The organism is Streptomyces sp. NPDC047982 (assembly GCF_043204165.1).
In the GTDB taxonomy this organism is placed as follows: Bacteria; Actinomycetota; Actinomycetes; order Streptomycetales; family Streptomycetaceae; genus Streptomyces.
Window position 1 is genome coordinate 30399 of record NZ_JBIDBS010000022.1, and the last position, 15110, is coordinate 45508.

A 15110-nucleotide genomic window follows, 5' to 3' on the forward strand; every position below is an offset into this window, starting at 1 on the left:
GCGGACCGCCCCTCCGGCCGACCGCGCCATCTCGACCCGCCGGCGCCTCGGCGTCCCACGCCGAGGCGCCATGCGGCCATGCCCGCGTGCCCGTGGCACGCAGACCCCTCAGGGAGGACCCCACACCATGCCGCTCACGACCGCCCCGGACACCCGTTCCCCGAGCAGCACCAGCGCCGCCGTGCTCGACCTGCTCCTGCCCCACCACCGGAGCACGGATCCGTCGCACGCCGCCCCGGAGACGTTCCGGCTCCCACTGCGCCGGATCACCGACTTCGTCCGCGCGGGCGAACCCGTTCTCTTCACCCTGCCGGCCTTCCCGTGCAAATCCCCCAACGCCGCGAAGGTCCTGGGCCACCTCCCCGACCAGGGGGAACGCCTCTCCCTCACCTTCCTCGACACCCTGTGCCGCGACATCGAACGGATCCACGCGCCCGGCGCCCGCGTGATCATCTGCTCCGACGGCCACGTCTTCGGCGACCTCATCCGGGTCCCCGACGAGCACATAGACGCCTACTCCGACCACCTCAGAACCTACATACGGGAGGCGAACCTGGACCGCCTCGCCGTCTTCGACCTGCGCGACGTGTTCGGAAGCCTCCCGCACGACGACAAGCGCGCAACGCTGCACGCGCGGTACGCCCCCACCCTGGAAGCACTGCGCGCGGAAGTCCGCGCCGAGGACACCACCCTCGCCCTGTACCGGGGCATGACCCGCTTCCTCGTCGAGGACACCGCCGACTGGAACGGCACCCGCTCCGCCCTCCAACGCGAGTGCCGCAGGCGCGCGTACGGCGTCATCCAGCGCAGCCGCGCCTGGGGCACCCTGGTGGCCGAGCACCATCCCCGGTCCGTACGGCTCTCCATCCACCCCCAGCCGGCGGACTCCGCCAAGTTCGGCATCCGCCTCCTGGACGCCCCCGACGCCTGGACCACGCCCTGGCACTCCGTCGCCCTGCGCCGCGGCGACGGCACGTGGACGCTGATGCCCCGTGCCCGCGCCGAGCGGTGCGGTCGCCTCGTCCACCGGCACGGCAGACCGAGCCACTTCGAGGAACCGGCGTGAGCGGGGCGGCATGCCCGTCGTACGCCCCGTCCCGATCCGGAACACAGTCGTACGACCCGTCCCGGTCCGGAAGACACCGGGCACCCGGGTGCCCGTCCCATCCGGCTGGTGTCAGGATGGGGTGTCATGTCTGCCGGCGGAACCCTGCGCGCGCTGCGGGCCGCGATGTTCGCGGCCGTCTGTGTCGTGCTCGCCGCCATCGGCCACGTGCTGATGTCCGGGGCCGGGCTGCCCTGGTGGGTGCTGCTGTCCGGCATCGCCGCGGTCGGTGCCGTCGGCTGGGCCTTCGGCGGCCAGGAACGCCGACGCCGTACAGTGGCCGGTCTGACCGTCGCCGTACAGGCGGGTCTGCACATCGGTTTCACGCTCGCGCAGTCCATCGGACAGCAGCCCTCCACGTCGGCGGCGCACGGTCCGCAGACCGTCCAGCAGTGGGCCCGGTACATGCTCTGCGGCGCGGACCCCACGTCGGCCGAGGCGGCCCGCGCCTATGACATCGCGGTGCGGGCCGGCCTGACGCGGAGCCCGCACCACGCGTCCGGGCACGACACCGGCGCCATGACCTCCATGAGCCCTGACGTGCCCGCCATCCCCGACATGTCAGGGATGGCGGGGATGGCGGGCATGCACGACATGGGCCAGATGACGGGTGGCGCCCACTGGGGCATGCTCGCCGCCCACCTGCTGGCCGCCGTCCTGTGCGGACTGTGGCTGGCCCAGGGGGAACGCGCGGCCTTCGCGCTGGTGCGTGCCTGCGCGGACCGCGCGTTCGTACCGCTGCGGCTCGTGCTCGCCGTACTCGTACCGCTGCCGCGCCCGCCCGCCTGTCGGCCGTCGCCGCGGTCCCGGCGGCGCCTGCGGCAGCTCGTGCTCGTCCACACCCTCACCACCCGGGGGCCTCCCGGGGCGATCGCTGTCGTCTGACAGCCGGATCACCGCCGTCGCGCCCGGCGCGGCGGCGGTCTCCCGTGCGCGCGTCCGCGCGGACGGATCTCCCCACTCGTACGGCGGCCGATGGTCTCCCGGACCTCCTCGGCCCGGCCGTGCGGGATCTTCCGAGGAAGGACCACGGGACGATGAGCCCTGCCCTGCCCGCCGTGACCGACGAGACGGTCACCGCGTGGGCGCTCGCCGCCGCAGGCGGCGACAGCGAAGCGGTCGACAGCTTCGTGCGCGCCCTCCAACGCGACGTACGCCGCTATGTGGCGCATCTCGCCGATGACGCGCAGGCCGCTGACGACCTCGCCCAGGACACGTTCCTGCGGGCGTTGACCTCGCTGCACCGGTTCGAGGGCCGTTCCTCGGCCCGCGTGTGGCTGCTCTCCATCGCCCGCCGGGCGGTCGCCGACAGTCTGCGCCGCGCGGCCTGCCGCCCGAAGGCTGCCGACACGGCCGACTGGGAGGGTGCCGTCGAGCGCGCCCAGCCGACCGGCCTGCCGGGGATCGACGAGGGCGTCGCCCTCATGCAGCTGGTCGACTCCCTGCCGCCCGACCGGCGTGAGGCGTTCGTGCTCACGCAGGTGTACGGACTGCCGTACGCGGAGGCCGCGGAAGTGGCGCGGTGCCCGGTCGGCACCGTGCGCTCCAGAGTCTCCCGGGCCCGGCTGAGCCTGGCCCAGATGATGGCGGACGAGCCCGGCACCACCTGCCGGGCCGAGGCCGCCGTGGCCTGACGGCACGACATGGCCGCCGTGCCGGCCGGTGGCACAGCACCGGCCGGCACGGGCGGACGGGCCCGTGCCCGCGTGCGTTCCTTGAGGGTGCGGCCTGCCCCGGACGGTCGCGGCGCGGGTCGCCGGCCCTGACATACCCATGGCACACGCCCTGACACGAGCTCGGGGTGCGGGCGGAGGCACGGCGTGTCCGCCCGTGGGGCCGAACACCTCGGGGTGCTTCGGCTGCCGGGCCCCGGCCAGGAACCCGTCGGTCGTCCCGTACGACTTCCGGGCGCAGGACTCCCTCCGACCGCCTGTCCTCTTCGGTCCCCATCGACACCCCCGAACCATCCATGTGACAGGGGTCACGTGCGGTGATCGGAACTCGACCGTCGATCAACCCGACTCCTGTCCTGCTACGGCTCGGTCTCACGGAAGCCGTACCACGTGATTCGGGAGACATGACAGATGCCGCAGACTCGGCGACCCGCTTCCCGTCCGGCGGCTGCTCTGCTGCGCGAAGCCGTGCCGCCACCCGCCCTGTGCGGATTCTTCCTTTTGCTGGTGTTGGTGTTCGCCGCCTCCTACGCCGTCGGGACCGGTGTGGGACCCGTCGCGCCCGGTATGCACCGCAGCGGGACCACCGAAGGCGGCTCGTCAGGCGGCCACGGCGGCGGCGGAATGGACATGGACAACATGGACATGCACCACGGAAGCGGGGGCTGATGACCACCGAACCGGCGTCCGTGCAGGTCGTCACCGACATCACCGTCGGCGGCATGACGTGCGCGGCCTGCGTCAAACGCGTCGAGAAGAAGCTGGGCAGACTCGACGGGGTCACGGCGAGCGTGAACCTCGCCACCGGCCGGGCCCGGGTGCACCACCCGTCGGCGACCAGCCCGGACCAACTCGTCGCGGCGGTGGAGCAGGCCGGCTACACGGCCGCACTCCCCGAGCCGCCGCGGCGAGAAGCGCGTGAGGACAAGGACGCGGTGGAAGGCACCCGCCAGGACCGCGTCCGGCTGCTCGTCACGGCCCTGCTCGCCGTCCCGGTCCTGGTCCTGTCCATGGCGCCCGCCTGGCAGTTCCGCAACTGGCAGTGGCTGTGCTTCGTCCTCGCCGCGCCCGTCGTCGTCTGGGGAGCCTGGCCCTTCCACCAGAGGGCGGCACGCGGGCTGCGGCACGCGGCGGCGACCATGGACACCCTGGTCTCCCTCGGTGTGGTCGCGTCCTTCGCGTGGTCCTGCTACGCCCTCTTCCTCGGTGGAGCCGGGGAGCCCGGCATGCGGATGCCGTTCAGCCTGGTGCCCTCCGCCTCGGAGGGCGTCGCCCACATCTACCTGGAAGCCGCGGTCGCCGTCCCGCTGTTCGTGCTGGCGGGCCGGTACCTGGAGGCGCGGGCCCGGCGGGGCACCGGCGCGGCTCTGCGTTCACTGGCCCGACTGGCCGCCAAGGAAGTGGCCGTACGGGACGGCGGCGGTGAACGTCTCGTCCCGATAGAGGAACTGACCGTCGGCCAGGTCTTCGTCGTCCGGCCCGGTGAGCGCGTGGCCACCGACGGCACCGTCACGGACGGCAGCTCGGCCGTCGACCTCTCCCTGGTCACGGGCGAGAGCGAACCGGTCGAGGTCGGTCCCGGCTCACCCGTGATCGGCGGCGCCGTCAACGCAGGCGGCCTGCTCCTGGTCCGCGCGACCGCGGTCGGAGCCGACACCCAACTGGCACGCATCACCCGCCTGGTGACCGATGCCCAGGCCGGCAAGGCACGCGCTCAGCGCCTCGCCGACAAAGTCGCCGGCGTCTTCGTACCGGTGGTGCTCACCCTGGCCGTCACGGTGCTCGGGTTCTGGCTCGGCGCCGGCGCCGACCCGCAGGCCGCGGTCACCGCGTGCGTGGCCGTCCTGGTCGTGGCCTGCCCGTGCGCGCTGGGACTGGCGACCCCCACCGCACTGATGGCGGCGACCGGCCGGGGTGCCCAACTGGGCGTCCTGGTCAGCGGCCCGCAGGCGCTGGAAGGGCTCCAGCACATCGACGCCGTGGTGCTCGACAAGACCGGCACCCTCACGTCCGGGCACATGAGCGTCGCCCGGGTCACCGCCGTACCGGGCGGCCTGGGCGAGGACGAGGTGATGCGGCTGGCGGGCGCGGTCGAGCAGGGCTCGGAGCATCCGCTGGGACGCGCCCTCACCGCCTACGCCCGGCGATCTTCCGGCCATGAGGCGGTCCCGGACGTGACCGGCTTCGCCGCGCTGCCGGGACGCGGCGTGCGCGGTCACGTGGAGGGCCGGCTCGTGGAGGTACTGGCCCCGGACGACACGCTGCCCGCACCCCTGGCCGAGGCGCTCCTGCCCGCCGACACGGCCGCCCGCACACCGGTCATGGTCCGCGTCGACGGCACGGTCGAAGCGCTGATCGAGGTCGGGGACGTGCTGCGGCCGGGCAGCTACCGGGCTGTGGACCGGCTCAAACGCCTGGGCGTACGGCCGGTGCTCGCCACCGGCGACCGCGAGGCACCCGCCCGAGCCGTCGCGGCCGACCTCCGTATCGAGGACGTGCACGCGCGCCGCACCCCCGAGGACAAGGCCGACCTCGTCCGTGAGCTGCGGGAACAGGGTTACCGGGTCGCCGTCGTCGGCGACGGGGTCAACGACGCGGCGGCCCTGGCCGGCGCCGACCTCGGCATCGCCATGGGCAGCGGCACCGACGTGGCGATCGGCGCCGCCGACGTCACCCTGGTACGCGGCGACATCGAGGCGCTCGCGGACGCCGTCCGCCTCTCCCGCACCACGCTGGCCACGATCCGCGCCAACCTGCTGTGGGCCTTCGGCTACAACGTCGTGACCATCCCCCTGGCCATGGTCGGCCTGCTCAACCCGATGCTCGCCGCCGCCGCGATGTCCGCCAGCTCCCTGCTCGTGGTCGGCAACAGCCTGCGGCTGCGCGCCTGGCAGCCATCACCGACGGGACGACGAACCGCGCCCGCTTCCGGCCGGAGGCCACGGTGACGGCCGCCGCCGACACCGCGCGGGCCGGCGACCCGCTTCTCGTACCCGACTCCGGCAGGAAGCCCGCCCGATGACACCACGCACCTGGATCCCCACCCGCCGTCGCCTCGCGGACACCGCGCCGGCCGCCCTCGCGCCGGTCTGCGCCTGCGTCCTGGCCCTGGGTGGCCTCGCCGTCTGGAGCGCGACGGGCCACGCGGGCAGCCCCGCGCGCATCAGCGTCACCGACGCGCGGATGTACCTTCCCGGCGCGGGAGTGCCGGAGACGGCCGCGTTCTTCCGGATCGCCAACACCGGCGGGTCTGCCGACCGTCTGATCTCGGTGACGTCCTCGGCGGTCAACGGGGACATCTCCCTGAGCAGGCATCGGATGACCGCGGGCGGAGCGGCCTATCGGCAGGTCGCGGACTCCCTGACCGTCCCGACGGGCGGCACCCTCGACATGTCCCCGCTCACCAGCGACGTGACCGTTCCGGCCACGCCGCTCCGGCGGGCCGGCGACCTGGTTCCCTTCACTCTTCACTTCGAACGCAGCGGGCCGGTCGATGCTCTCGCCACGGTGGTCCGCCCCGGGACGGAGTGAGGGAAGGGACGGACCGCAGCAGCCACACCCGCACCGCAGGACACCGGAACGACCCCTGTGTCAGGCGTGCGCAGCCGATTCGGCGGGGAGCTCCGTGGGGCGACGGGACCGGGGCTGGGGGCCTGCTGCCCGGAGCCGCCGTTCCAGGGGGTGTTCCACCCAGTGGTAGGCACAGCCTGCCAGGGCCTGGCTGACTGCGATCACCGCGAGCCAGACGAGGGCGGTGGCGAGGAGGCCCTCCGGGCGACCGTGGAGGCCGAGCCATGTCCGGATGACGATCTCGTGGACGAGGTACCAGGCGAAGGACCAGTGGCCGAGGCGTACGGACCACCGGCCGGCCAGCCCGGTGCGGCGGCCGTCGAGGTCGGCTCGGGCGGCTGCGGCGACGAGCAGCGCGAAGACAGGGGCGGACAGCAGCTGCGAGGCGTGCAGGGGGCCGTACCAGAGCGCATCGGGTGCGCACCACGACCAGGGAATCAATGCCAGGTGCCAGGCGGCGGCGAGCGCCACCGCGGTCCACAGGCCGACGGGGGGCCTCCACCCGCGGGCCACCGCGAGGCCGGCGGCGACTCCGAGCACGAACTGGAGCATGCGCGTCAGGGGCAGGTAGTCGACCAGCCACACCCGCGTGGGCACATCGGTGACCAGGGCGCCGCTCAGCCAGACCGCGACCACGCCGGCGCAGGACAGCGCCCAGATCCAGCGTCGGCCGCGTGCCGAGTGGAAGGCAGGGAGGGCCATCAGCAGCGGGAAGACGAGGTAGAACCACGCCTCGTCACTGAGGGACCAGGCCGCGGGGTTGGCGCCCTTGAGGATCACGGTCTGGGGGATCCAGGCGTGTACGAGGAACAGGTTCGCGATCACGGCTTTCGCGGACACCGCCTTGCCCAGCCAGAGCCACACTCCGACGGACGCCGCGCTCGTGACCACCATCAGCGGCCAGATCCGGGCGAAGCGCCGCCACAGGAACACCTTCGCCGGAACCGTCGCCCCGTCGTAGGTCCAGGCCAGGACGAACCCGGACAGCACGAAGAAGAAGGTGACCCCGCTACGGCCGTACCAGACGGCCTGGCTGAGCCCTGGTATCTCCCCGACCTGACGGGACAGGTGGTACAGGACCACCAGCAGAGCCGCCCAGAAACGAAGCCCCGTCAAGGACGGGAGCCGGTCCCGACCGGACAAGGATGCCCGGGCCCGGGGGCGGGAGTGAATCGCGTGTCTCATCCCGCGATTATCAGCGCTGTGACAGGGACACGGCCAAGGAGGCCCCGAGGACGTCTCCGCCTTGTGGTGCTGCCCTGCCAGTGGGTCGTCGAACGCAGCGTTGTGCGGATGACGGCACGTCATGTCCGGGACGGCGAACGGCTCGTCCAGCACTCCGAGACCCTGGTCACTTGGGTGGCCACCATCACCTCCTGACCCGTCCCGGCCCGGAAAGATGCCACCACGAGTCGGCCGGGGAAACCGGCGCGGGCTGGGCTGACGCCGTAAGTGAAGGTGGACTTCCGCAGATGGTCCCTTGTGTCCGTTCGGAGAGCCGCCATACGCTGCCGCCTGTTCGTGTTCGACGAGGGAAGCAGGGAGGTGGGGTCGATGCGCGCGCTCCAGGCCACCGTGCGCAGCGTCCGGGTCTCCCTCACGCCCCGGGCCGTGGCCTGACCTCATCCTGTCCGCCCTCGCCGGGAGCGTGAGCTCGCGGGGCGTCCCCACGAAATATCTCCCTGAAACGGATCTTCATCGATCATGAGCAGCATGTGGATCACACGCGCCGAGACCACCGCCGACATCCCTGCCATCCGCGAAATCGACCTCGCCGCCTTTCCCACCACGCTCGAGGCCGACCTCGTCGACGCCCTGCGCGCCGACCCCACCGCGTGGATCGACGGTCTGTCCCTCATCGCCGCAGACGATGACGGAAACCCGGTCGGCCACGCGCTGCTGACTCGCTGCCACATCGGCGACACCCCGGCTCTGTGCCTGGGGCCGGTCGCCGTACGGCCCGAGCAGCACAAGAGTGGCGCCGGCTCCGCGGCCGTCCTGGCCGCCCTGACAGCGGCCGAGGACATGGGCGAGCACCACGTCGTCGTCCTGGGGCACCCGACCTACTACCCACGGTTCGGCTTCGGCCGCGCCTCCGCCCACGGCATCGGCGTGACCATCGACGTCCCGGACGAGGCCCTGATGGCGCTCACCCTTGACGCCGACCACCCGCTGCCCAGTGGAACCGTCCGCTACGCCGCTCCCTTCGGTATCTGATCCAGGCTTCCTTCTTGTCGGCAGGCGGGTGGCTGCCCGGCTCACGGTGTGGGGATGCCGCCCGGCTTCCTGAGCGGGCGTCCGAACCGGACCGGGACCCCGGGCGAGTACAGCACGCTCACGGGCTCCTCGGTCGGCGTGGGCAGGCCCGCGGAGGCCACAAGGTTCTCGTCGCAGTGGAGGAGCTCGGCGCGGTGCAGGGGCCAGCGGGGGTGAGTGTTCGGGAGGTACAGCGAGTGCCCGAAGAACAAGCCGTGCAATCCCCAGCGGGCCGTCAGGAAGTGTTCGAGCTCGGACGGCTCCTCGACCAGGCCGCCGACCCGTACAGCCACATTGCTGTGCGCGCCCCGAGGACCGGGCCGGCGCCGCCGGCTGGTGTACGTGATGGTGTCGTCCTGCCGGCGGACTTCCATTCTCGACCAGACGTAGGGAAGGCGGAAAGCCGCCCGGCCGACGGCCACAGGGAGCAACCGGGAGGCGTCGAGCGAGCGGAAGACCACCCCGCGTCGGCCGTGGGCGTCCACCGAGTACAAGCGGACGTTGGTCTCCGGGAAGGAACCGAGATAGGGAATGCCGGGGAGACCGAACCATCCCACGCGGTGCATCCGGAAGGCGACGAGCCCGATGTACGTGACGCCGTTCCATGTGTCCGGCTGCGTACCGGCGGGCAACAGCGGGGCCACGGTGTCGGGGTCGGCAGCCCAGTGGAGGAAAGCCAGATCGAGCCAGGACTGGGTGAGCAAGGGACGGCCTGCCGCACGAGGCGGGTCTGCCGTTATGGGATCGGGGAAGGTGTCCAGAGGCAACGACATCGCGTCAGTGTGTCAGAGCGCGCCGCGGACAGGGCCGACAGGGGCCTGAAGGGCGGAGTATCCACGGAGGAATCAGATGACGTCGGCCCGCCGCCGGGGCCGTTCTCGCGTGGGCCGCACGGGGTCGGGCCCTGGATGGCATGGTGACATGATCCGGCCGGTCCGTCGGCCGCCGGGCAGGGCGGGCCCGTCGACCCGCCGGGTGGCCGTCGGCTCGCGCCCGGCAGCGCGTCGAGGGCTCCCCTACCCCTCGGACCGGACCTTGTCCGCCTGCATTCCCTTCTGGCCCTGGACGGCTTCGAAGGAGACCTTCTCTCCTTCCCTCAGGGACTTGAAGCCGTTTCCTTCGACCGCGCGGAAATGCACGAACAGGTCGGGACCGGACTCCGGGGTGATGAAGCCGTAGCCCTTCTCGTCGTTGAACCACTTCACGGTGCCGTTCTGCCGTTCGGCCATGCCTTCTCCTGATCGCATTCGGGGCGCGTTAACCATGTAATCCTTTCACGCAGCGCGTCCGAACAAACACAAAGGGTGACAAGGCTCCCCTGCTCGTCGCCGCCGAGCCCGGTCCGTGCCGCGGACGAGCTACTACCGCGGGCGGGCCCACTGGCGCGGTGAAGAGCCCATGGGCCGACGACGGTGCCCGAGGGTGGTGGAGCGGTGGCCTTCGCCGCCAGCTCGGCGGTCAAACCACTTGTGACGCGCCCGCATGCCGCTAGCATGTTCGAACTCGCGACGATCGCCCCTCACTTGTTCTCACCGGAAATCCGCGGCGCTCGGCGCAACACTTGTCCCTTTCCCTCCATTCCACCGATGAGTCAGACAATTGCAGACCACACCACCACGAATACCTTTGCACGGTCATGCCACATGGCGTCAGCCACGAACGATGCTGTGGGCTGCGGCCGGGGTGGCGACCCTCGGATTCCTCGTCGCGCTGGAATTCGCGGCGCGCGGCTTCGGCGAGCCGGGGCCGATCACCACGGAGATAGAGGAGCTGATATTCGCCCCCCATTCGGGGCCTCTGCTGTACGCCGGTCTGGCGTTGACGATGGTGGTGCTCACCTGGCGCCAACGGCTCATCGCCGCGGGGGCCGCGATCGGCATCGACATCGTCTTCTGTCTGGTGCGCTGGGCGGTCGGCGCCGACTTGAATTTCGGCAACGGGGCGCTGTGGGTGGTCGTGGGCTGTGCGGTCCTCGCGCTCACGCGCCGCACCGGCGCGGAACGTGCGCTGCTGCTCAAGGGCGTCGGTCTCGGCCTGTTGCTGGTGATGGGCCACAAGACGGGCGACACCTGGCTGCTGATCACGTCGGAGACCCGCCCGACGGTGCTCGACCCGTACGTCGTCACCGCCGATCACGCGCTGGGCGATCCCTCGTGGCTGTTCGGCCGGATCGTCGAGGCAACCGATCCCGTCAGTACCCTCGTTCTCGGCCTGGTCTACGGCCAACTCCCGCTGGCAGCCGCGCTCATCGGGCTGTACCAGCTGCGTCACGTGGCGGCCCAGCGGCGGTTCCCGCGCCACCATCTGGTGCGCACCTTCGTGGTCATCGGCCTGCTCGGGCCCGCCATCTACATGATCTTCCCGGTCGTCGGGCCGATCTTCGCCTACGGCGCCGAAGGCGGAACGTGGGCGGCGGCCGACGTGTGGCCCCAGTCGTTGCCGGTGGTCGGCGCCCCGCACCCGATACCGTTCGACGAGATCACGCCGCGCAACTGCATGCCGAGCCTGCACACCGCGTGGGCCGTCACGCTCCTCATCCACTCCCGCGAGGGCTCACGGCTCATGCGATACGTAGGCGTGTTCTGGTTGGTCGCCACCCTCTGCGCGACGCTGGGCTTCGGCTATCACTACGGCGTGGACCTCGTCGCCGGTGTGGTGTTCGCCCTCACCATCGAGGCCGCCATGCGCTGCGCGGCGCGCGGGTGGGACCGGTCGGGCACATGGCTGGTCGTCCATGGCACGGCGGTCTTCACGGTGCTGTTGGTGTCGTACCGCTACCTGCCGCAGCAGATGGCCGCGCATCCGTGGCTGTTCGGCCCTCTTCTCCTTTTGATGATGGCCTCCGTGATCCTTCATTACGTACGCACCACCGGCCGGTGGCAGTCGAGGACCGCACCGGAGCGGCAGCCGCAAGCACAGCCCGCCGACCCGGAACCGGAACCCGAACCCGCCTGAGAGGGGGCCGGCACGCACCGCCGTCGTCCTGTCGGCCGACGACGGTGCGTGCCGGTGACCTCGGCGAAGGCGTGCCCCCCGCCGTGCGCTTTCCCTCACGCCGATGACGACCGCCCATGGGCGCCCCGTCCCACATGGTGACCCGTATCCGTTCCGGCCGCGAGCTGACGAATTCCAGGAACAACCGGCAGGTCGACGCGATAAGCTAATGCAGATTGTGCAAGCGGTTTGCAGAATGAGGAGGGTCATGGCTACTCGGGCGACCGACGCCGGGACGAACCAGAGCGTCGAACGAGCGGTCTCGGTGCTGCGCGCACTCGACTCCGGCCGCGCCGAACTACGCGTCTCCGACGTCGCCGAACTCACCGGGCTGGGCTCCTCCACCACCTCCCGGCTCCTGTCCACCCTCGAGCGCCTCGACATGGTCGAACGCGACCCCGTCAGCAGCCTCTACCGCCTCAGCCTCGGCATCCTCCCGCTCGCCGCCACCGCCACCAATCGCCACCCCGTCCACCGCGCGGCCCGCATGGTCCTCCAAGACCTCGCCACCCGCACCGGACTCGGGGCCAATGTCGCCGTCCGCCGCGACACCGAGCTGATGTTCCTGTGCAATTTCGAGGGGGCCCGCGCCCCCAAGTCGTACACGCAGGCCGGACACACCGCCCCACTGCACGCCACCAGCATCGGCAAATGCCTCCTCACCGGCCTCACACCCAAGGAGCGCCGCACGCTGCTTCCCGAACCGCTCGCGGCGCACACCGACTACACGACCACCAGCCACGACCTCCTCGACACCGAGATCGACACCGTCCGCCGCACCGGCTACGCCATCGAAGCCGAGGAACGCGCCCTGGGCCGCGCTTCCCTCGCCGCACCCGTCCGCGACGCCTCGGGGGACGTGGTCGCCGCGATCTCCCTGTGGGGCCCCGCCTCCCTCCTCGGCAACCACGCCGAAGCCGAGGGGCAGCGCCTCGCCCTCGCCCGCGAGGTCATCGAAGCCGCCGACGCGATCAGCCAAGCACTCGGCGCCCTGTGAATCGCGCCGTTTGAATCGCACGGCGAAGGGGCCCGGTGAAGGTCCAACGACCTTCACCGGGCCCCTTGGCCGTGCGGCTATGCGCCGTACGCCTTGAACGCGATCACGTGCGCGTGCCGCGCCCCGTGCGTCGCGTCCACCAGGAGCCGCAGCGCGTCGGTGCGCACGGGCCCCCCGTCCGCGCCGTTCAGCTCGTGCACGCGGTGGCGGCGGCGGTTGCCGGTCACGGTCAGCAGCGTGCGCCAGCTTCCGTCGGCCTCGCGGCTCTGGATGCGGTAGTCGCGGACCAGTTCCGGCATGACCTCGAACGGGGTGCGGTGACGATGCAGGTTGTTGAGGTACTCGTCGACGTCGTCGTCGAACACCACGCGCGTTTGGGTGAGTGGCTGCTCCTCGTCCCAGTCGAGACGCAGCCACTCCGAGGCCCGGTCCGGGTCGGGCAGCGGCTGGGACGACCACATCTGCGGGCCGCCGTAGGCGCGTTGGAATCCGCCGACGGCCCGCTCGGGCAGGAACGCGGCGGTGTCCGGGGTCGCACGGAAGCCGAAGGTCCGGCGGCGCAGGCCGCGGGCCTGCCACTCCAGGACCAACTGGCCCTCCTCCTCCGGGATGTCGTGGTCGACGGCCGCGTCTCCCTCGACCCTGCTGCGCAGAGCGAGGACACCGTCGGTGCGCTCGGGGACGAGGACCAGCGCCGCGCCCGGACAGGCGCGCACGATCAGGACGACGTTCTGCGGGGTGTCCGGGCGGTGGTCGAGGCGGGCCGTGACCCAGTGCGGGCCGTCGGCCGGCACGGTCACCGTGGTGGTGAGCAGATGGTCGACGGGGACCGCGTTCTCCGGGCGGCCGGTGCTCCACAGTTCCACGGTGATTTCGCTCGGCCGCTCGCCGGGGGCCCCGTGGACGAGCAGATCGACCGTCTCGAGTGCGGGGTCCACCGGCAGCAGCAGCGCGAGGTCGCGGGTGAGCGGGTACGGCTCACCGGGCGCGGCCGGCGAAGGCTCGGCGGCCAGCCGGCTCAGGTGCGAGGAGGCGCTGACGCGGGCCGTGAGCGCCAGGTTGTCGGGGTCGTCGTCGTACAGGCCGATGACCGAGGCGTCCTGCCGCAGCAGGGTGCGGCGCACCAGTTCGGGGCGCTCTGTGGCGAGGTCGCGCGGGCTGAGGCCCTCGGCGACGCACAGCGCGGCGGCCGTGCCCGCGGCCTCACCGAGCGTGGCGCAGGTGGCCATGACGCGGGTGGCGCCGAAGGCGACGTGGGTGGCGGAGATGTTGCGCCCGGCGAACAGGAGGTTCGTGACGTTCGCCGAGTACAGGGAACGCAGCGGGATGTGGAAGATGCCGTCCGCGTAGCGCTGGCGGGCGCCGGGCTCGTCGGCGTACATGCCCTGCACCGGGTGGAGGTCGACGGACCAGCCGCCGAAGGCGACGCGGTCGGCGAACTGTCGCTGCTCGAGGATGTCCTGCTGGGTCAGCATGTGGTCGCCGATGAAGCGGCGGTACTCGCGCTTGCCGGGGAGGCTGCCGACCCACTCCAGCGTCAGGTTGTCGGCGTCCGGGAACTCGCCGGAGTTCTTGATGTGGTCCCAGATGCCCATGATCACGGCCTGGAGCTCGTCGCGGATGCGCTCGTTGTCGTGGACGGTGTCGAGCTCGCCGCCCCACTCGATCCACCAGTAGTCGCAGCCGTTGTCGCCGCTGCGCAGCACGCGGTTGCGCAGGATGGGCGTGGTGGCGAGGTCGCGGGCGCCGGCGGGCGGCACGAACTTCACCGGCCGGCCCATGTCCTTGGTGTGGAACAGGATCGTCGACCCGAGCAGGGCCTCGTCCTCCTCCTCGGGCGCCCAGGGCTCGCCGAACTCCGAGCGCGCCTCGCGACCGATGCGGTAGCGGGCGCCGGCGAGGTGGCCGAGCAGGCCGTCGCCGGTGCAGTCGAGGAACTGTCGTGCGTGGAAAGTGATGCGCCGTTCGGAGCCCATCATCCAGCCGGTGCAGGAGTGCACCTCGCGTGCGTCGTCCGGGCCGCTCGCGTCGACCTCCCGTACGTCGGTGTTGAGGTACAGGTCGATGCCCGGTTCGGCCCGGACGGCGTCGAGGACCACTTGGTCCCAGTAGTACGGGTTCCCCTCGGGGTTGCGGTACTGGTTCTCGGTGTACAGCTCGCCCATGATGCCGGTCTCGCGGGCCCAGCGGTGCACGCCGTGGGCGGTGGCGCCGCAGACCCAGACGCGGATCTCACTGCTGGCGTTGCCGCCCAGGACGGGCCGGTTGTTGACCAGGGCGACGCGCCGGCCGAGCCGGGCCGCGGCGATGGCCGCGCAGGTCCCCGCCAGGCCACCGCCGATGACGGCGATGTCGTAATGGACCTCTTCTTCCCGCACGGTGCGGCCTCCTTGGTGTGAAGCTCGGACACTCTCCGCCGCAGCGGAGCCGCCATGAACGTACATCACATGCATATTGTGCAACCACTGTTCAGTCAGTGGGATGTACTGTAAGTTTCCGCGCAACCGATCACACC

General features: G+C 71.6%; 13 protein-coding genes and 1 pseudogene. 10 read left to right on the plus strand and 4 right to left on the minus strand.

Going from position 1 to position 15110, the window contains the following annotated elements; translation table 11 throughout:
* Window positions 1–127 precede the first annotated feature (127 nt).
* From ACGF2V_RS24790 to ACGF2V_RS24815, 6 genes are all read left to right on the plus strand, one after another.
* Window positions 128–1066, plus strand: a complete 939-nt coding sequence (locus ACGF2V_RS24790; RefSeq protein WP_362709235.1) for an isocyanide synthase family protein — start codon at window positions 128–130, stop codon at window positions 1064–1066.
* Between the two features lie 126 nt (window positions 1067–1192).
* On the plus strand, window positions 1193–1990 hold the full coding sequence (locus tag ACGF2V_RS24795) for a hypothetical protein (protein ID WP_362709233.1): 798 nt from the start codon (window positions 1193–1195) through the stop codon (window positions 1988–1990).
* 152 nt (window positions 1991–2142) lie between these two features.
* Window positions 2143–2739: a sigma-70 family RNA polymerase sigma factor gene (locus tag ACGF2V_RS24800; RefSeq protein WP_362630245.1), complete on the plus strand. Its 597-nt coding sequence runs from the start codon at window positions 2143–2145 to the stop codon at window positions 2737–2739.
* 450 nt (window positions 2740–3189) lie between these two features.
* Complete coding sequence (locus tag ACGF2V_RS24805; RefSeq protein WP_362630247.1) at window positions 3190–3447, plus strand: hypothetical protein; 258 nt, start codon at window positions 3190–3192, stop codon at window positions 3445–3447.
* On the plus strand, window positions 3447–5726 hold the full coding sequence (locus ACGF2V_RS24810) for a heavy metal translocating P-type ATPase (RefSeq protein WP_362630250.1): 2280 nt from the start codon (window positions 3447–3449) through the stop codon (window positions 5724–5726). Before ACGF2V_RS24805 ends, ACGF2V_RS24810 begins: the two co-directional genes overlap by 1 nt.
* Window positions 5727–5796: 70 nt before the next feature.
* A complete protein-coding gene (locus tag ACGF2V_RS24815; protein ID WP_362709230.1) occupies window positions 5797–6309 on the plus strand; it encodes a copper chaperone PCu(A)C in 513 nt (170 codons plus the stop codon).
* Between the two features lie 60 nt (window positions 6310–6369).
* Here the strand turns inward: ACGF2V_RS24815 and ACGF2V_RS24820 are convergent, their stop codons facing one another.
* Window positions 6370–7464: an acyltransferase gene (locus ACGF2V_RS24820; RefSeq protein WP_362709227.1), complete on the minus strand. Its 1095-nt coding sequence runs from the start codon at window positions 7462–7464 to the stop codon at window positions 6370–6372.
* Window positions 7465–7596: 132 nt separating this feature from the next.
* Here ACGF2V_RS24820 and ACGF2V_RS24825 point away from each other — a divergent pair.
* Window positions 7597–7713 (plus strand): annotated as a pseudogene (locus tag ACGF2V_RS24825) (IS5/IS1182 family transposase); the annotation flags it as partial.
* Between the two features lie 339 nt (window positions 7714–8052).
* A complete protein-coding gene (locus ACGF2V_RS24830) occupies window positions 8053–8565 on the plus strand; it encodes an N-acetyltransferase (protein ID WP_362623673.1) in 513 nt (170 codons plus the stop codon).
* 41 nt (window positions 8566–8606) lie between these two features.
* Here the strand turns inward: ACGF2V_RS24830 and ACGF2V_RS24835 are convergent, their stop codons facing one another.
* Together ACGF2V_RS24835 and ACGF2V_RS24840 are read right to left on the minus strand one after the other, a co-directional pair.
* Window positions 8607–9377, minus strand: coding sequence for a DUF2071 domain-containing protein (locus ACGF2V_RS24835; protein WP_362623676.1), 771 nt, complete (start codon window positions 9375–9377; stop codon window positions 8607–8609).
* 243 nt (window positions 9378–9620) lie between these two features.
* Window positions 9621–9833 carry a cold-shock protein gene (locus ACGF2V_RS24840; protein WP_362709224.1) on the minus strand — a complete coding sequence of 71 codons (213 nt, stop codon included), beginning with the start codon at window positions 9831–9833 and terminating at the stop codon, window positions 9621–9623.
* A 433-nt stretch (window positions 9834–10266) separates the two neighbouring features.
* On the opposite strand from ACGF2V_RS24840, the gene ACGF2V_RS24845 reads away from it, so the two are divergent.
* Both ACGF2V_RS24845 and ACGF2V_RS24850 read left to right on the plus strand, forming a co-directional pair.
* Window positions 10267–11559: a phosphatase PAP2 family protein gene (locus ACGF2V_RS24845; protein ID WP_362623682.1), complete on the plus strand. Its 1293-nt coding sequence runs from the start codon at window positions 10267–10269 to the stop codon at window positions 11557–11559.
* Window positions 11560–11806: 247 nt separating this feature from the next.
* Window positions 11807–12595: an IclR family transcriptional regulator gene (locus ACGF2V_RS24850; RefSeq protein WP_362623684.1), complete on the plus strand. Its 789-nt coding sequence runs from the start codon at window positions 11807–11809 to the stop codon at window positions 12593–12595.
* A 77-nt stretch (window positions 12596–12672) separates the two neighbouring features.
* Here ACGF2V_RS24850 and ACGF2V_RS24855 read toward each other — a convergent pair whose 3' ends face one another.
* Window positions 12673–14973: an FAD-dependent oxidoreductase gene (locus tag ACGF2V_RS24855; protein WP_362623687.1), complete on the minus strand. Its 2301-nt coding sequence runs from the start codon at window positions 14971–14973 to the stop codon at window positions 12673–12675.
* Window positions 14974–15110: the final 137 nt, after the last annotated feature.